We start from the raw sequence: 16,105 nt of genomic DNA on the forward strand, positions 1-16,105 counted from the left end.
TAGAAGGAAAATTAAAAAGGGGGAGGATAGTTGATTACAAAAGAAACCATAGATAAGGTCTTAGACTCTGCACGGATTGAAGAGGTCGTAGGAGAATTTGTCGATCTTAAAAAGCGAGGAACTTCACTTATTGGTAATTGCCCCTTTCATAACGAGAAAACACCATCTTTTCACGTATCCGTTGCCAAAGGTATTTACAAGTGCTTTGGTTGTGGGGCAGGTGGAGATTCTCTCAAGTTTGTCATGGAGCTGGAAAAGTTTTCCTATCCGGAAGCTATACGTTATCTAGCGAGTAAGTACAGCATAGAGATTGAGGAAGTCGAAAGAACTCCTGCGCAGATGGCTGCGCAAGACAAACGTGAAAGTCTCTATGTGTTGAGTCAGTGGGCTGGCAAGTTTTTCAAACAGCACCTGTGGGAGACCGACCTGGGCAAGTCGATAGGTTTATCTTATTTTAAGGAAAGAGGGTATAGGGAAGACATCATTAAGAAGTTTGACTTAGGCTACTCCCCCGACCAATGGACAGCCTTGGTGGATGCTGCAAAAAAGGACGGTTTCCATGAAGCTTACCTCTCGGATATCGGACTGGCCATAGAACGCGATGACAAGAGCTTGTACGATCGGTTCCGGGGGCGCGTCATTTTTCCCATCCACAATCTGACGGGAAGAATCATCGGCTTCGGAGGGCGGACCTTAAAAACGGAAAAATCGGTTCCTAAATATGTCAACTCGCCTGAAAGTGAGATCTATCACAAATCAGACGTTCTATACGGGCTGAATCATGCCAAGAAGGCGGTGATGGATGCCGACTTATGTTACCTGGTAGAAGGATATGCCGATGTCATCGCTATGCATCAGGCCGGTGTGGAAAATGTCGTGTCTTCTTCGGGGACCTCATTGACGACAGGGCAGATCAAACTTATATCTCGTTTTACCAAGAATGTCGTAATCCTCTATGATGGGGATGCGGCGGGAATAAAAGCTTCTCTCAGAGGAACGGATATGCTGCTCGAAGAAGGGCTCAACGTAAAAGTGCTCCTATTCCCAGATGGGAATGACCCGGATTCCTATATCAAGCAGGTGGGGTCTACCGCATTTATGGAATATCTAGCGGCTCATCAAGAGGATTTTATCTTCTATAAGACTCATATTCTGCTCAAGGATGCTAAGGACGATCCCATCAAACGTGCTGAAGTAATCCGGGAAGTGGTGGAGAGTATCGCCTTGATACCGGACGAAATCAAAGTATCTGTCTTTATACGGCAATGTAGTTCTTTGCTGGATATAGAAGAACGGGTGCTGTTGACCGAACTGAATAAAATCCGAATCAATAGAGCAAAAGCACAAGATAAAAAGGCGGCAGCTGCTAAAGCACCGTCTTCGCAAGGATCATTTGGCCCCGAGGGCGATATGCCTCCGGCGGATTTTTTCTTGACAGAGCAGGAACGCTCTGATGCAGGGCTGCCTGATGCCGTCGTCGAGACGGCGATTACGGCAGAGATCTTACAGGAAAGAGAAATTGTTCGGATTTTGTTGAACTATGGAAGAGAGCTGGTGAGTTGGGAAGGTGATGGGGATATTCCAGTAGCTCCCTATCTGCTCGGAAGTATAGAAGATCTGACATTTGACGATAAGGCAAGTGCCAAGATTGTCGAAATATTCAAGAAGCAGGCGGAGAAGTTTGAGGTGCCGGAAGCGAAGCTTTTTATTGGGCATGAGGATAGTGACGTGGCCAATCTTGCTGTGGACTGTATTGCTTCGCGCTATGAGATCAGTCCCAATTGGAATGATGATAAGCGAAAGATCTATGTGACCAGGGAGATAGAACATCTGAAAGAGCTTGTCATACAAGCGATATACCGGATCAAAAAGCGAAAATTTGCCTCCGAGATGCACAAGATCAGGGAAGAATTGAAACAGCCTCTAGGGCCTGAAGACATGGAAATAGCACTGCATAAATACCAGAAATTAAAAGAGGGGGAGCAAATGTTGGGAAACCTCTTGGGAAACACCATTGTCAAATAAAATCTTTTCCTAAAATCATTCTTCAAAACAAAGCTTTTTTTCTAAGTTTATAGGATGTAAATCTCGAAAATGGCACAGCATCTGGTATCCGGACAACATGGTGAGGAACTGGCGGTCAGTTATATCTGCAAGCAGGGGTATAGCGTATTGCACCGAAATTGGCGATATAAGTACTGGGAGGTAGATATTGTAGCGATGGATGCGGATACATTGGTGTTTATCGAAGTGAAGAGCCGAACAAATACTTCTTTTGGTGAACCAGCAGAATTTGTCGACTGGAAAAAGAAGCGAAATTTGGTTAAACTTGCCGAGGCCTACTTAAAGATAATGAGCTTTGAGGGAGAAATACGTTTTGATATTGTCGCAGTCTATCTGGAGACACAGCAGGTAGAGCTGATTAAAGATGCCTTTTGGAGCAGTTGATATAGGTTAAAAGCAGAGAAAAAATAGGTTGTTCCATCCCGACTGGTCGGGGCAAGTTAATGACCGTTAAAGGATAATACACATATGAAAAATAAATCAATACTAGGATTAGTGGTCACGGCGGCACTTATGGTAGTGGGCTGTAAAACACAAAAGGGAAAGTTGGAATTTGTTCATCCTGATTCAGGGAAAAGAATTGCCTATGGCGAGGAAGTCAAGTTGACGCTCAATTTTCCGAATGCGGTGGTTGATTCAGTTGTGTATTCTATTGACGGGAATGTTTTAGAGACAAAGCGTGATACGGGTTCGGTGGTATTTGATACCAAAAAATACGGATTAGGAGATCGATCATTGTCCGCTAAAGTGTATGCCGAAGGAAAAGAAGATATCGCATATAGCAATGTCATGGTGTTGCCACCGAATGCAAAGAATTACGGGTTTGAGGTGGTGAATACCTTCCCTCATGACGATCAGTCATTTACCCAGGGGCTTCAATTTCAGGACGGTGTCATGTATGAATCATCGGGTAGGTATGAGAAGTCGCAATTGCGAAAGGTGGATCTGCAGACAGGTAAGGTGTTGCAATCTATAGCGTTGGAGGATAAATATTTTGCGGAAGGGATGACGATTGTCGATGATAAGATTGTGCTGTTGACCTGGTTGGAGCATGTGGCTCTCATATATGATAAGCACAATCTGAAGCAGACGGGGGCTTTCAATTATGGAAGCAGTAAAGAAGGATGGGGATTGACCTACGATGGTGAAAAAATGATTAAGTCTGATGGAACCAACCGTCTTTACTTCCTGAATGCAAAGACCGGAGCAGAAGAGTCATCTATTGCAGTATACGATGAAAATGGTGCTGTTGACAACCTGAATGAACTGGAGTATATCGATGGTAAAGTGTATGCCAATGTATATCAGCAAGAGATTATTGTGATCATAAATCCAGTGAGTGGAGCGGTTGAGGGCCGTATCAATCTGGTGGGTATGTACAACGAGAATAGAAAGCCTGTTGACAACGAATTGAATGGTATTGCCTACGACCATAAAGCCAAACGGTTATTTGTGACCGGAAAACTATGGAGTAGTCTGTTTGAAATTAAATTGGTCGAGCGTTAGCCCGACCTTTTTTCGTTTAAGGGATTAGTGTGTTTTTTGGTATAGAAAAAGGGATTTTTTCATTCAGTTCCACCTGTTCGGATTCCTCCTGTTCTACTAAGCGATCTGGGTAGAGAATTCCGTAGAGATGATCCACTTCATGTTGGAATATCACCGCAGTGAACCCTTCAATATTCTCTTCTACGATTTGTCCCTTTTTATCTTGATAGGTAATGCGGATAGCGTAGCTCCGCAGTACATTTTCTTTGCGGTCAGGAATAGAAAGACAGCCTTCTGTACCCTGACGTGTGAGTTTTGATTTCCACGTGATTTTGGGATTGATATAGAACTCGAAAGGTTCTCCTTCTTTGTCAAAGCGCTGTACCCATATCAGATTCCTGTTGATTCCTACTTGAGGGGCTGCAATGCCTACGCCCGGATGGCTGGGGTTTTGCACGGTCTTTAGCATCCGCTCTTCAAGAACAGGGAGCAGTGGATCCGCATAGTCTATATCTATAGAGGTTTTTTTTAAAACCTTGAGCTCTTTTTTGTCTGTGATTAGATAGACAGGTAGTTCGCTGCCACTTTGTCCACGGAGGATGATGTCTTTTTCGACTTTGTTAAAGCCACTTGTTTTAGATTTTCCCATTTGATTGTTTTCCATTGTAGATGCTACAGGCACTTGCGAAAAAGAAGGCGCTGCGGACGTCGTCAGTGCGAGGCACCAGAGTATTGTATGTATGGTTTTTGCCGTCATCTTAAAATAAAACGAAACTAAATCTACACTTTTTTTCTGAAAGTAGCTTTTTCTGAAAAAGTCTTTTTGTAGATGTACAATTCATACGCATGAGTGGACTGGTCGCTCTTTGAATGCTAAACTATAGGGTATATTTTTTCAGTAACCTCAAAAAGGAATTGTACCTTTACCGAAAAAAAGACGATGCGGTTGATGGCTTTTGATTATGGAACCAAGCGGATTGGAATTGCCGTTTCAGACCCGTTGCAGATTATCGCAACGGCCTTGGATACGGTACACCCCGAAAAGGTGTGGGACTTTTTAGGAAGCTACCTTGCAACCGAGCAGGTAGAGACTTTTGTGGTGGGGCAGCCCTTACAGACAGACGGTACGGCATCTGAGTCCGCACAACATGTCGTGGGCTTCATAAGACGATTGAAACGAACCTACCCCACGATACCTATTGTCGAGGTGGATGAACGGTTTACGTCAAAGATGGCTTCCGCAGCTATTGCACAAAGCGGAATGAAAAAAAACAAGAAAAGGGATAAGGGATTGATAGATACGATATCTGCCACGCTTATTCTACAGACTTATATGGACACTCAAAAATACTAGTATGGCAATAAAGGATATTTCTTTTTTCTCAGAAGATATAGATTACACATTAAAAGAAAAAGCGAAAGTACGTGAATGGATTAACGCAGCGGTCCTGGGTGAGGGATTCAAAAGAGTGGGTGAACTCAATTTTATTTTTTGTTCTGATGAATACTTGCTGGATATCAATAAGGAATATCTGAATCACGATACATACACGGATATCGTAACCTTCGATTCGTCAGAAGACGAGGACGTAATAGCGGGAGATATTTTCATATCGATAGACCGGATTCGGGAGAATGCTGCAAAGTTTAATGTTTCTGAACGGGATGAATTGCATAGGGTCATTATTCATGGGGTAATGCATCTGTGTGGTTACCTGGATAAGAAGAAAGAAGAGAAGGAAGGTATGACAGCCAAGGAAAACGAATACCTGCTCAAACGGGCCTTTTAAGGAATAAAGACTTCTGTCAATCGTTGAAAAAGAAACAGCCCGAAGATATATATCTTCGGGCTGTTTTAATTTTTGCTGATTCGATTAGAATCTTTCGAAATGAGAAAAGAAGAAGCTTCCTTCGATAGCTGCATTTTCGTCAGAATCCGAACCATGGATAGCATTCGCATCGATAGATTTCGCGTATTTATTTCTGATCGTGCCTGCTTCAGCTTTAGAAGGGTCAGTAGCTCCGATCAATGTACGGAAATCTTCTACAGCGTTATCTTTCTCTAAAATTGCCGCTACGATAGGACCAGAAGTCATAAAGTCAACCAACTCTCCGTAAAAAGGTCTTTCTTTGTGAACAGCATAGAATGCGCCAGCAGTCTCTTTTGAAAGTTGAATGTACTTCATTGCAATGATTTTGAAGCCACCTGCAATAATATCATTCAAAATAGCTCCGATATGTCCATTTGCTACTGCATCTGGCTTAATCATCGTGAATGTTCTGTTTGTTGCCATTGTAATTATAAATTTTTTGCAAACCTACATAAATTCACCATTATACGCAATATTTGATGTTAGTAATCAGTAGTCAGTGATCAGCAGTCAGTTTGTCTCCATACGTACTACGCTATACGCATATCTCAATTCTAATACTTAACTTTGTACTATGTCAAAAAATCTGCAGGTGACCATCGATAAAGATTCCGGTTTTTGCTTCGGAGTCGTTTATGCCATTGATATGGCCGAAGAGATTCTAGAAGAAGAAGGATACCTTTACTGCCTAGGCGACATTGTCCACAATGACGAAGAAGTAGCACGGCTGAAAGCAAAGGGACTCCGTATTATCAATCACGAAGCGCTTCCTGATTTGCAGAACGAAAAAGTATTAATTCGGGCACATGGTGAAGCCCCCGAAACCTATCGTATTGCCTTGGAAAATAACATTACGCTGATTGATGCTTCTTGTCCGGTAGTACTCAAGTTACAGAATAGGATCAAAACCTCTTATGATGACTCGGAGAAAATTCTGATTTTTGGTAAACATGGCCATGCGGAAGTAATTGGACTTCAAGGGCAGACTAACAACGAGGCACTTGTTTTTCAAGACATCGATGAGCTTGATAATATCGAGCTGCCATCATCCTTTACGCTTTATAGTCAGACGACCAAGAGCGTCGATAAATTCTATGAAATCAAGAAGGAGCTTATCGATAGAGGTTATGAAGTCAAAGCCAATGATACGATATGTAGGCAGGTGTCTAATCGCTATGAAGATCTGGGCGATTTTGCCAAACAGTATGATCGTGTCGTGTTTGTGTCCGGCAAGAAATCCTCGAATGGGAAAGTCTTATATGATGTATGTAAGGCAGCCAATCCAAATTCTTATTTTATTTCAGAAGTAGAAGAGCTCGACCTTGAGTTGTTTAATGATGGAGAAGCTATAGGTATCTGTGGTGCGACTTCTACCCCGATGTGGTTAATGAAAGAGATAAAGGCCGCGCTCGAAAACCTATAGTAGGTCATGTTATTTTCATATTAAGCCCGCCTTCGCGGGAGAATCTATTTTTTTGTATAATTTTGTCTTAATGAACAAAAAGGCTAAAAAAGGTGTTTTGTTGGTGCAATTAGGTACACCCGACGCACCTGCTACCTCTGACGTGAGAAGATACCTTACAGAGTTTCTGATGGATGGACGTGTGATGGATATTCCATATATGGGGCGTACATTATTAGTAAAAGGTGTTATTGTGCCTAGAAGGGCACAAAATTCGGCAACAACCTATAAAACGATATGGGATGAGAATACCGGGTCGCCTTTGATGTACTATAGTCTATTACAACGGGATATGCTTCAGGAGCAATTGGGTGAGGAGTATCATGTCGAGCTGGCTATGCGCTATCAGAATCCATCGATAGAGTCTGCGCTCCGTAAAATGGAGGGGATGTTTCTTGAATCTATAAAAGTAGTTCCTTTGTTTCCGCAATATGCCTCTGCCACGACAGGCTCAGTGATCGAAAAGGTCATGGAGATTATGCGCAAGTGGCAGTATTTTCCCAATGTTTCATTTGTGAATAGCTATTGCCAAGATGAGGATATGGTGGCTGTGTTTGCAGAAAATGGAAAAAAACACAATATAGACGAGTTTGACCATATTTTGTTTAGTTATCATGGACTTCCGGTACGTCAATTGGGTAAGGTAGATCCTACGGGACAATTGCACTGTCCTGACAGCGGATGTGAAACCTGTAAAGTAGAGTTGAATTCATTCTGCTATCTTTCGCAATGTTATGCAACGACTAGAGCGATTACCTCAAAATTAGGTCTGGCTGCAGATCGATTTACCGTGTGTTTTCAATCTAGATTAGGGAAGACGCCCTGGATACAGCCTTATACGTCGGATGTACTGCACGATTTAGCTCAGAAAGGTGTTAAGAAACTATTGGTATTCAGCCCTGCTTTTGTAGCTGATTGTATAGAGACATTAGATGAGATACAAGTGGAGTATGCTGATGAGTTTAAGGCACTCGGAGGAGAAGAAGTGGTCATGGTGGAAAGCTTAAATGGTAATCCCAAATGGATCAACACCCTCAAAAGACTCGTACTCTCAAATTGATATAAACTATGTTGATTTTCAACGCAATTTTCTTATTCGTATTAGACTTTTATATATTCTTTGCACTACGTGGGACTAAAATCTCTTTCGTGCGAAAGAAATGGTTTACCATCGCTTGGTGGTTCTACTCCATTAGCCTGTTGATCGGTGTATTGGTGGCATTCAAGTTCAATATACCCCTTATGTATCGCTCTATCATTCTGGTTGCTTTTTTTATGACGGCCGTCAGCAAGTTTATCTATGTAGTGGTGGTTATGATCGATGATGTAAGACGTGGAGGGGTCTGGTTGTCGCGGGTGTTTACGTCTAGAAAAGGGCAGTCTATCGAGCAACGTGTGGAGGAGCTGGATAAGCCTCTTCCGGAGAAAACTAAAAACGGGATTACCCGATCTGATTTTCTTTTGAAATCGGGTGTGGTGGTGGCCTCTTTGCCGATCTTTCCGTTGGCATGGGGTGTCATATCCAGCGCCTATGATTATCGTATTAGAAGGCAGCGATTGGTGCTTCCCAATCTTCCAAAAGCTTTTCATGGATTTAAGATAGCACAGATTTCAGATGTACACTCAGGCTCGTTCTATAATCATAAAGCTGTCTTGGGAGGAGTAGAAATGTTGTTGGGAGAAAAGCCAGACGCTATATTTTTTACAGGCGATCTGGTGAATAATGTGGCCTCCGAAATGCGCGATTATCAAGATATTTTTTCCAAATTACACGCTGATTTTGGCGTTTTTTCGACACTGGGTAATCACGATTACGGAGATTATTACTATGGAAAGGAAGACAGCATGGCCAAGCGTAAAAACTTGAAAGACCTGATAGATGTACATAAGGTGATGGGATGGGATCTGTTGATGGATGAGAATAGGGTAATAAAAGTAGATAATGAAGAGTTGTCTATAGTAGGTGTGCAGAACTGGGGGACAGGGCGCTTTCCGAAAAAGGGAGACTTGAGCAAGGCGCTCCTAGGTACGGAAGACAAAGCGGTGAAATTATTGTTGTCACATGACCCTTCTCATTGGCGTGCCCAGGTATTGCATACGGATGTTGATGTCATGTTCGCTGGGCACACCCACGGTATGCAATTTGGTGTTCGTGGCGAGCATTTTAAATGGAGCCCGGCAAAGTATATTTATAAAGAATGGGCTGGATTGTATAAAGAAGGACAAAAACAACTTTATGTTAATACTGGTTATGGTTTTCTAGGTTATCCCGGAAGAGTTGGGATATTGCCAGAGATCACCATATTTGAATTGGTGACATCATAAAAAACAATTAAGCCTGCGGATATCCGCAGGCTTAATTGTTTTTTATAGAGATAGTATCTCTACAATCCGAGTGAGGTTATCATTGATCTTATCGATATGCTTGATTGCTTTTCCAAATGGCGTAAAATGAATCTGGCCACAGATTAATCCTGCCATTTCACCTCGTCGACCTTCCAATAGTCCCTCGACGGATGCTACACCTAATCGGCTGGCAAGTACGCGGTCCATACAGGAGGGTTTGCCTCCACGCTGGATGTGGCCTAGAATGGATACACGGACATCATAGTGCGGAAAGCTTTCTTTTATTTTTTCTGCCACAACCAGGCCGCCCTCATTGTCTCCTTCAGCGACAATAATGATACGGGACGATTTGTTTTTTCTCGTTTGATCGAGGCGTTTCATGATGGCCTGATAGTCTACGGTTAGTTCTGGAATCAAAACAGCTTCCGCTCCAGTACTTATGCCCGAGCGTAATGCGATAAGTCCCGAGTCGCGCCCCATCACCTCGACAACGAAAAGACGGTCGTGTGACTCCGCGGTATCCCTGATTTTATCTACAGCATCCACAACGGTGTTGATTGCTGTATCATAACCGATCGTAAAGTCGGTACCTGCTAGATCATTATCGATAGTCCCGGGTATGCCGACAATGGGAATGTCAAATTCTTCGATAAATTTGGACGCTCCAGTAAAGGTTCCATCACCGCCAATAACGACCAAACCATTGATGCCCAGTTTTTTTATGTTTTCGTAAGCCTTTGTACGACCTTCAATTGATTTAAATTCTTCGCTTCGAGCTGTTTTTAGAATGGTTCCACCACGTTGGATAATATTTGCTACAGACTTAGCATCCATTGGTATAATCTCTCCATTGACCAATCCGTCATAACCACGGCGTACACCAAACATGTTGGCTCCATGGTATATACCTGCCCGGACTACAGCGCGTATTGCAGCATTCATTCCCGGAGAATCCCCTCCTGATGTTAAAACAGCTATATTCTTAATTTCACTCATATGTCCAAACCTAGATAAATTTATTTTCAAGTGCAAAATAATTGTCAGATGCCTTTCAATAAAATAAGTATAATTTGCTTTTCGCTTTTAAGCTAGTCTAGATACAAAAATAACAACATTTATATGTAAATGTTGTTATTTTTGTATTAAAAGAATGTACGTCTTACTTTGCTTTGAAAGCGTCGATACCCGATTGTAGGAAAGCTCCATACTTCTCGATATCGTAGATGGCACCGCTTGTCGGAACCAACAGCTCTCCCTCATTGTCCAAAAGGGCATACAGAGGTTGTGAGTTACTTTCAAATTTGGTAATCTGAAAATCAGCATTGCGCTTGCTCACCGTATTGATAGTCTTGCCTGTTTTGTCAGACACATAGTGCTCGCTTTCTGGAAGCGTCAACACCTTGTCATCCACATACAGCTCGACCAAAATGAATTCGTTATTGAGCATTGCCCTGATCTTCGGACTGCTCCATACCTCAGCCTCCATCTTACGACAGTTGACACAGTTCCAGCCCGTGAAGTCCACCAACAACGGCTTCTTCTGTTCCTTTGCTGCTGCCAGCGCTTCGTCGTAATCGTAGTACGGATCCAATCCTTTGATCGTCGACTTGCTGTGGAAATAGGTATAATGCTTACGGCTATTGGCATCCGCTCCGCCTGTATGTGCCGGGCCAGCGGCGCTCAATGTCAGATTGTTCAGGTCAAAATCCTGTGTTCCGATCGGAGGAAGGAAGGCCGAGATCGCTTTCAAAGGCGCTCCCCATAATCCAGGAACCATGTACACCACGAAAGAGAACACCAAGATGGCGATCATCGTGCGCGGAATGGACAGGAACTGTAATGGACTGTCGTGTGAGAACTGGATCTTGCCGATCAGGTAGAGACCCAAAAGTCCGAATATCACGATCCACAGGGCCAGGTACACCTCACGGTCCAGGAAGTTCCAGTTGTAGGCCAGATCCACGTTGGAAAGGAATTTAAGCGCTAATGCCAATTCCAGGAATCCCAGAACGACCTTCACACTGTTCAACCAACCGCCCGATTTAGGCATGGACTTCAACATCGAAGGGAACATGGCGAACAATACGAAAGGAACAGCCAAAGCAATGGAGAATCCCAACATACCGATCGCAGGACCAAGGCGCTCACCGCGTGTCGCAGCTTCGACCAATAAAGTACCGATAATCGGTCCTGTACAGGAGAAAGACACCACTGCCAGACTCGCCGACATAAAGAACAGACCGATCAATCCCCCTTTGTCCGACTGCGCATCGATCTTGTTGACAAATGAACTCGGAAGTGTGATCTCGAAAGCTCCTAAGAAAGATGCCGCAAAAACAACCAATAACAGGAAGAAGAAGAAGTTGAAGATACCGTTTGTAGACAGTTCATTCAATGCTTCGGGGCCAAATGCAATCGTAATCAACATACCTAAGGCAACGTAGATCACGATGATAAAGACGCCATAAAGAAAGGCCTGTGATATCGCCTGCGAACGGCTTCCGGATTTCTTGGTAAAGAAACTCACCGTAAGCGGTACCATTGGGAAAATACAAGGCATAAAGAATGCCGCAAAGCCCCCCAAGAGACCGGCAATAAAGATGCCCCACATGGACTTGTCCTCGCCGTCGGCACCTGTTGGAGCAACTGCCCCCGCTGTATCATTGGGTATCGATGTACTGTCGACCTGGCTTTGGCCACTGTCCTGTCCGTCTGAAAAAACAAGATCATCAGGAACAGTGGTAAGCTGTGAACTGTCCACACTGTTTTCGTCAGAAAACGTGACATCTTCATAGGATACCAAAGAATCCTGTGTAGAAGCCGCTAGTGTCGTGACAAAGAAAATGGACAGCAAAAAAGAAAACAGATAAGTCTTCATAAAATTGATAAATGTTGTTGAAATATAAAAGTATAAAAAAAGGCAGTAAAATACTGCCTTCTCTATCTGGGTTGTGTAAAATCTACTTTACAGTAACAGTAAAGTTATATTCGTCAGGAGGAAGACATTGTGACTTGTCACATGCTTGCCATTCTACGGAACCTTTAACTGTAGCAGTACCTTTGTTCAATTTAACTTTTTGTTGGAATACGACCTCATTTGTGAAGTAAGGTACATTCATTTTGAATACCTCTTCGTATTTTGTTTTAGCGGTAGGCTCTAAAACTTTTCCATTTAAAGTGTAATCCGAAGATTTTGTAAAGTTGAATGACGTCGGGATTGGACCTCCATCAGCCACATTTTGCGAATAGATGTTCCATCCGTTCTGGATTGTAGCTTTAATGAAGATGACAGCCTCGTTTTTACTTGTTTTTTTGTGCGCAACACTCCATTTTACAGGTTGGTGGATCTGTGCAAAAGCACCAGTGATTGTCATTAAGACTGCAACGATTAGTAAGCTAAACTTTTTCATAATAATATTTCTTCTATAACTTGTATTTGATTCTATGACTCTCTTAAGTGTCATAAAGTTTAACGCTAAGGTACATTTATTCTTATCGTAAGAGCAAGTAAATTTTTTGTTATAACTGATAAATGATGTCTTTCAAGTCGTATTTCTGTATTCCATGATTGTGGGATACCGATAGCATGCCATCGGGGTCAACTCCTTGTATATTACCGTTCGTAGGTGTTCCGTCAATAATGAAAGGACTGTCTATACCTTTCAAAAAGAGACGACTGTTGTATAATTCGAGAAGGGAGTTAAAGTGTTCTTCCTCAAAGATATGTTGGTAATATCGGAGACGGCTTTGTACCCTTTTCACCAGATCCATGATGGTCAGGTTGATGTCCGAGTTTTCTAAAACTAGAGAGGTAGTTTTATGAGCGATTTCCGGATCGAATTTATCCTGATATATATTTATCCCGATACCTGCAATTACCGTTTTAATAAGATGGCCTGATATTTTGTTTTCTAAGAGTATGCCTGCTATCTTTCTTTTTCCCACCATAATGTCATTTGGCCATTTGATCCATACATCGTCCTGAACGATGTTCTGAATGACGTCATAAACCGCCAAGCTCGTATGTATGGTTAGAGAAAACTGCTTGGAAATGGAAAGCGAGGGAGGGGTGTATATAAAGCTAGCTGTCATATTCATATGGGCTGGCGCTAACCATGTGGTTCCCCTTTGACCCCGACCCTGCGATTGATGCTTTGCCATAATGGCAGTAAAGTCTATCTGTGGCTTGAAATTTGTCAACAATTGTTTTGAATAATCATTTGTGGAAGCAATTGCCTCCAAAACAATTATGGGTAGTGGCTGATAATGTCCGAAAAATGTATTATTTTGCAAAAGGAAAAAGATTTTAAAGTTTTTGAGTAAAACTATAACATTTCTTAATGAGTAAAAAGAAAAATTCAGAATTATCCAACAAATTGGCAGAAGTTGTCGTATTGGGGATGCAAGAGAAGAAAGGTAATGAGATTGTGAAGTTGGATATGCGTGAAGTCAATGCAACTATTTCTGATTATTTTGTAATCTGTCATGCCGACAGTAATGTCCAGGTTAATGCGATTGCACAGAGTGTCGAAGAAGAAGTCTACAAAGCTTTTGGTCAAGATCCGTGGCATAAAGAAGGACAAGGTAATGGAGAGTGGATTCTGCTCGATTTTGTGGATGTCGTTGTTCATATATTCAAAACGGATACTAGAAGCCGCTATCGTATAGAAGATCTTTGGGGAGATGCTAAAGCAGAATCCTACCAAAGCGCGTAAATAAGAAATTCAAAAGACACGTAAAATTGTAATGAAGAAAATTCCAAGTAAAAAGATAACCCCGACTCCTCCTAAATTTAATATGATGTGGCTGTATATTGCCATGATATTAGGTTTTATAGCATTGAATTTTTTGTATAATGGCAGTAGTACACAAGAGACTTCTTATGAGAATTTTGAGAAGAACATGCTTCGTACCGGGGATGTCGATAAACTAATCGCTTATAATAAAGGAAATATTGTTGAGGTAGAGGTCTACATAAAAAGTGACAAGCTTCAAAACGACCCTAAATATAAAGACCTGGCTCCTTCAGGAAATAGTTTGAGCTTCTCGGCAAATAAAGGTCCACAGTATGTTTTTTCAGAAGGATCAGCAGAGATTTTGAATCAAAAATTGATTGAATCTCAAAAAGACATGCCTGAAGATATGCCTAAGATATCTGCCAAATGGGAAGAACGCTCGAATGCATGGGGCGGCTTTTTTATCTCCTTTATCCTACCATTGATTATCATCGTAGCACTATGGATGTTCCTGATGCGCCGTATGGGTGGTGGTGCTGGAGGCGGTGGCGGACAGATTTTCAACATCGGTAAATCCAAAGCGCAACTTTTTGATAAAGAGTCACAGATCAATATCACTTTTAATGATGTTGCCGGCCTAGAAGAAGCGAAAACGGAAGTGATGGAAATAGTGGATTTTTTAAAAAATCCAAAGAAATACACGGATTTAGGAGGTAAGATTCCTAAGGGTGCGCTATTGGTAGGGCCTCCAGGTACAGGTAAAACCTTGTTAGCCAAAGCTGTTGCGGGAGAGGCACAGGTGCCTTTCTTCTCGCTGTCAGGTTCTGATTTCGTGGAGATGTTTGTCGGTGTAGGAGCATCACGGGTACGTGACTTATTTAAACAAGCAAAAGAAAAAGCACCATGTATCATCTTTATTGATGAAATTGATGCTATTGGTAGAGCACGTGGCAAGAACTCAGTGATGGGGGGGAATGATGAGCGTGAGAATACATTGAACCAGTTATTGGTAGAGATGGACGGGTTCGGAACGAACGTAGGCGTTATTATTCTTGCGGCGACCAACCGTTTGGACGTATTGGATTCGGCATTATTAAGACCGGGACGTTTTGATAGACAGATCTCCATTGATAAGCCAGATTTGATCGGTCGTGAGCAGATATTTAATGTACATCTTAAGCCGTTGAAACTAGCGGAAGAAGTTGATGCTAAAAAGCTATCGGCACAGACACCAGGTTTTGCAGGAGCGGAAATTGCTAACGTCTGTAATGAAGCTGCATTAATAGCTGCCCGTAAAAATAAACGGGCTATCGAGATGCAGGATTTTCAAGATGCCATCGATCGTGTAATCGGAGGGTTGGAGAAAAAGAATAAGATTATTTCCCCAGAGGAGAAGAAGATTGTTGCCTACCACGAAGCAGGTCATGCTATTGCAGGATGGTTCCTCGAGCATGCAGATCCGTTGGTCAAGGTCTCTATAGTACCGCGTGGCGTAGCAGCATTAGGTTATGCCCAGTATTTGCCTAAGGAGCAGTTCTTGTATACAACAGAGCAATTGTTGGACAGTATGTGCATGACTATGGGCGGACGTGTAGCGGAAGATATCACATTTGGTCGGATCAGTACTGGAGCACAAAACGACTTGGAGCGGATTACAAAACTAGCCTATGCAATGACTGCCGTATACGGTATGAATCACAAGGTCGGAAATGTTTCTTTCCGTGACAGTTCTGGTGAATCCCAATTCCAAAAGCCATATTCCGATCAGACCGCAGAGTTAATCGATGAAGAAGTAAGGGTATTGGTTGCAGCTGTCTATGAGAGAACAAGACAACTGTTGCTTGACAAACAGGATGGCTTGATCCGTATTGCTGAGAAGTTGTTGGAAAAAGAAATCTTATTCCAGGCAGATTTAGAGGAGATTTTAGGCAAGCGCCCCTTCTCTAATCGCACTACTTACGATGAGTTTGTCAATGGAGGTGCAGATGGAGGAGGAGTTCCTCAGACAGAATTACCTATTCCACCGATGCCAGAAGAGACTCAAAATTCGGAGCCATCGGAAAAATTGAACGAAGATAACGTATCATAAAAAATAGAGGGGTTAGCCCCTCTATTTTATCTTGAACATGTCCCATGTCGAA

16 protein-coding genes are annotated in these 16,105 nt (G+C 42.5%); 10 read left to right on the top strand and 6 right to left on the bottom strand.

Going from position 1 to position 16,105, the window contains the following annotated elements:
* Positions 1 to 30 precede the first annotated feature (30 nt).
* From dnaG to M472_RS41065, 3 genes are all read left to right on the top strand, one after another.
* A complete protein-coding gene (gene dnaG / locus M472_RS41055; RefSeq protein ID WP_021071863.1) occupies positions 31 to 2,025 on the top strand; it encodes a DNA primase in 1,995 nt (664 codons plus the stop codon).
* 69 nt (positions 2,026 to 2,094) lie between these two features.
* Positions 2,095 to 2,448, top strand: coding sequence for a YraN family protein (locus M472_RS41060; RefSeq protein WP_021071864.1), 354 nt, complete (start codon positions 2,095 to 2,097; stop codon positions 2,446 to 2,448).
* Positions 2,449 to 2,532: 84 nt separating this feature from the next.
* On the top strand, positions 2,533 to 3,570 hold the full coding sequence (locus M472_RS41065) for a glutaminyl-peptide cyclotransferase (RefSeq protein ID WP_021071865.1): 1,038 nt from the start codon (positions 2,533 to 2,535) through the stop codon (positions 3,568 to 3,570).
* 16 nt (positions 3,571 to 3,586) lie between these two features.
* On the opposite strand, the gene def is transcribed toward M472_RS41065, so the two are convergent.
* Positions 3,587 to 4,306 carry a peptide deformylase gene (gene def / locus M472_RS41070; protein ID WP_021071866.1) on the bottom strand — a complete coding sequence of 240 codons (720 nt, stop codon included), beginning with the start codon at positions 4,304 to 4,306 and terminating at the stop codon, positions 3,587 to 3,589.
* A 183-nt stretch (positions 4,307 to 4,489) separates the two neighbouring features.
* Here def and ruvX point away from each other — a divergent pair, with 183 nt between their 5' ends.
* Positions 4,490 to 4,903, top strand: a complete 414-nt coding sequence (gene ruvX / locus M472_RS41075) for a Holliday junction resolvase RuvX (RefSeq protein WP_021071867.1) — start codon at positions 4,490 to 4,492, stop codon at positions 4,901 to 4,903.
* A 1-nt stretch (position 4,904) separates the two neighbouring features.
* Positions 4,905 to 5,339: an rRNA maturation RNase YbeY gene (ybeY, locus tag M472_RS41080; RefSeq protein ID WP_021071868.1), complete on the top strand. Its 435-nt coding sequence runs from the start codon at positions 4,905 to 4,907 to the stop codon at positions 5,337 to 5,339.
* An 84-nt stretch (positions 5,340 to 5,423) separates the two neighbouring features.
* On the opposite strand, the gene M472_RS41085 is transcribed toward ybeY, so the two are convergent.
* Positions 5,424 to 5,843 (bottom strand): nucleoside-diphosphate kinase, encoded by a 420-nt coding sequence (locus M472_RS41085; RefSeq protein ID WP_021071869.1) that lies wholly within the window; start codon positions 5,841 to 5,843, stop codon positions 5,424 to 5,426.
* 151 nt (positions 5,844 to 5,994) lie between these two features.
* Here M472_RS41085 and M472_RS41090 point away from each other — a divergent pair, with 151 nt between their 5' ends.
* From M472_RS41090 to M472_RS41100, 3 genes are all read left to right on the top strand, one after another.
* A complete protein-coding gene (locus M472_RS41090; RefSeq protein ID WP_021071870.1) occupies positions 5,995 to 6,843 on the top strand; it encodes a 4-hydroxy-3-methylbut-2-enyl diphosphate reductase in 849 nt (282 codons plus the stop codon).
* A 70-nt stretch (positions 6,844 to 6,913) separates the two neighbouring features.
* Entirely contained in the window at positions 6,914 to 7,942 is a 1,029-nt protein-coding gene (gene hemH, locus M472_RS41095; protein WP_021071871.1) for a ferrochelatase, read from the top strand.
* Positions 7,943 to 7,950: 8 nt separating this feature from the next.
* The gene (locus M472_RS41100; RefSeq protein WP_021071872.1) at positions 7,951 to 9,207 is read left to right on the top strand and encodes a metallophosphoesterase; all 1,257 of its coding nucleotides are present in this window, start codon (positions 7,951 to 7,953) and stop codon (positions 9,205 to 9,207) included.
* A 42-nt stretch (positions 9,208 to 9,249) separates the two neighbouring features.
* Here M472_RS41100 and pfkA read toward each other — a convergent pair whose 3' ends face one another.
* The 4 genes from pfkA to M472_RS0123130 all read right to left on the bottom strand — a co-directional run bounded on the left by pfkA (position 9,250) and on the right by M472_RS0123130 (position 13,521).
* Positions 9,250 to 10,224, bottom strand: a complete 975-nt coding sequence (pfkA, locus tag M472_RS41105) for a 6-phosphofructokinase (RefSeq protein WP_021071873.1) — start codon at positions 10,222 to 10,224, stop codon at positions 9,250 to 9,252.
* 163 nt (positions 10,225 to 10,387) lie between these two features.
* Positions 10,388 to 12,106, bottom strand: coding sequence for a protein-disulfide reductase DsbD family protein (locus tag M472_RS41110; protein WP_021069368.1), 1,719 nt, complete (start codon positions 12,104 to 12,106; stop codon positions 10,388 to 10,390).
* Between the two features lie 82 nt (positions 12,107 to 12,188).
* Positions 12,189 to 12,638, bottom strand: a complete 450-nt coding sequence (locus M472_RS41115) for a protein-disulfide reductase DsbD domain-containing protein (protein ID WP_021069369.1) — start codon at positions 12,636 to 12,638, stop codon at positions 12,189 to 12,191.
* Positions 12,639 to 12,747: 109 nt separating this feature from the next.
* Positions 12,748 to 13,521 carry a biotin--[acetyl-CoA-carboxylase] ligase gene (locus M472_RS0123130; protein WP_021069370.1) on the bottom strand — a complete coding sequence of 258 codons (774 nt, stop codon included), beginning with the start codon at positions 13,519 to 13,521 and terminating at the stop codon, positions 12,748 to 12,750.
* 47 nt (positions 13,522 to 13,568) lie between these two features.
* Here M472_RS0123130 and rsfS point away from each other — a divergent pair, with 47 nt between their 5' ends.
* Positions 13,569 to 13,943 (top strand): ribosome silencing factor, encoded by a 375-nt coding sequence (gene rsfS / locus M472_RS41120; RefSeq protein WP_021069371.1) that lies wholly within the window; start codon positions 13,569 to 13,571, stop codon positions 13,941 to 13,943.
* A 31-nt stretch (positions 13,944 to 13,974) separates the two neighbouring features.
* Positions 13,975 to 16,053, top strand: coding sequence for an ATP-dependent zinc metalloprotease FtsH (ftsH, locus tag M472_RS41125; RefSeq protein WP_021069372.1), 2,079 nt, complete (start codon positions 13,975 to 13,977; stop codon positions 16,051 to 16,053).
* Positions 16,054 to 16,105 lie beyond the last annotated feature (52 nt).

The sequence above is a fragment of the Sphingobacterium paucimobilis HER1398 genome (genome assembly GCF_000416985.1).
GTDB lineage: Bacteria > Bacteroidota > Bacteroidia > Sphingobacteriales > Sphingobacteriaceae > Sphingobacterium > Sphingobacterium paucimobilis.

Bases quoted from the DNA above. Each gene is read 5' to 3' on its own strand.
- M472_RS41060 (WP_021071864.1), top strand. From the start codon at position 2,095: ATGGCACAGCATCTGGTATCCGGACAACATGGTGAGGAACTGGCGGTC.
- M472_RS41065 (WP_021071865.1), top strand. From the start codon at position 2,533: ATGAAAAATAAATCAATACTAGGATTAGTGGTCACGGCGGCACTTATG.
- def (WP_021071866.1), bottom strand. From the start codon at position 4,306: ATGACGGCAAAAACCATACATACAATACTCTGGTGCCTCGCACTGACG.
- ruvX (WP_021071867.1), top strand. From the start codon at position 4,490: ATGCGGTTGATGGCTTTTGATTATGGAACCAAGCGGATTGGAATTGCC.
- ybeY (WP_021071868.1), top strand. From the start codon at position 4,905: ATGGCAATAAAGGATATTTCTTTTTTCTCAGAAGATATAGATTACACA.
- M472_RS41085 (WP_021071869.1), bottom strand. From the start codon at position 5,843: ATGGCAACAAACAGAACATTCACGATGATTAAGCCAGATGCAGTAGCA.
- M472_RS41090 (WP_021071870.1), top strand. From the start codon at position 5,995: ATGTCAAAAAATCTGCAGGTGACCATCGATAAAGATTCCGGTTTTTGC.
- hemH (WP_021071871.1), top strand. From the start codon at position 6,914: ATGAACAAAAAGGCTAAAAAAGGTGTTTTGTTGGTGCAATTAGGTACA.
- M472_RS41100 (WP_021071872.1), top strand. From the start codon at position 7,951: ATGTTGATTTTCAACGCAATTTTCTTATTCGTATTAGACTTTTATATA.
- pfkA (WP_021071873.1), bottom strand. From the start codon at position 10,224: ATGAGTGAAATTAAGAATATAGCTGTTTTAACATCAGGAGGGGATTCT.
- M472_RS41110 (WP_021069368.1), bottom strand. From the start codon at position 12,106: ATGAAGACTTATCTGTTTTCTTTTTTGCTGTCCATTTTCTTTGTCACG.
- M472_RS41115 (WP_021069369.1), bottom strand. From the start codon at position 12,638: ATGAAAAAGTTTAGCTTACTAATCGTTGCAGTCTTAATGACAATCACT.
- rsfS (WP_021069371.1), top strand. From the start codon at position 13,569: ATGAGTAAAAAGAAAAATTCAGAATTATCCAACAAATTGGCAGAAGTT.
- ftsH (WP_021069372.1), top strand. From the start codon at position 13,975: ATGAAGAAAATTCCAAGTAAAAAGATAACCCCGACTCCTCCTAAATTT.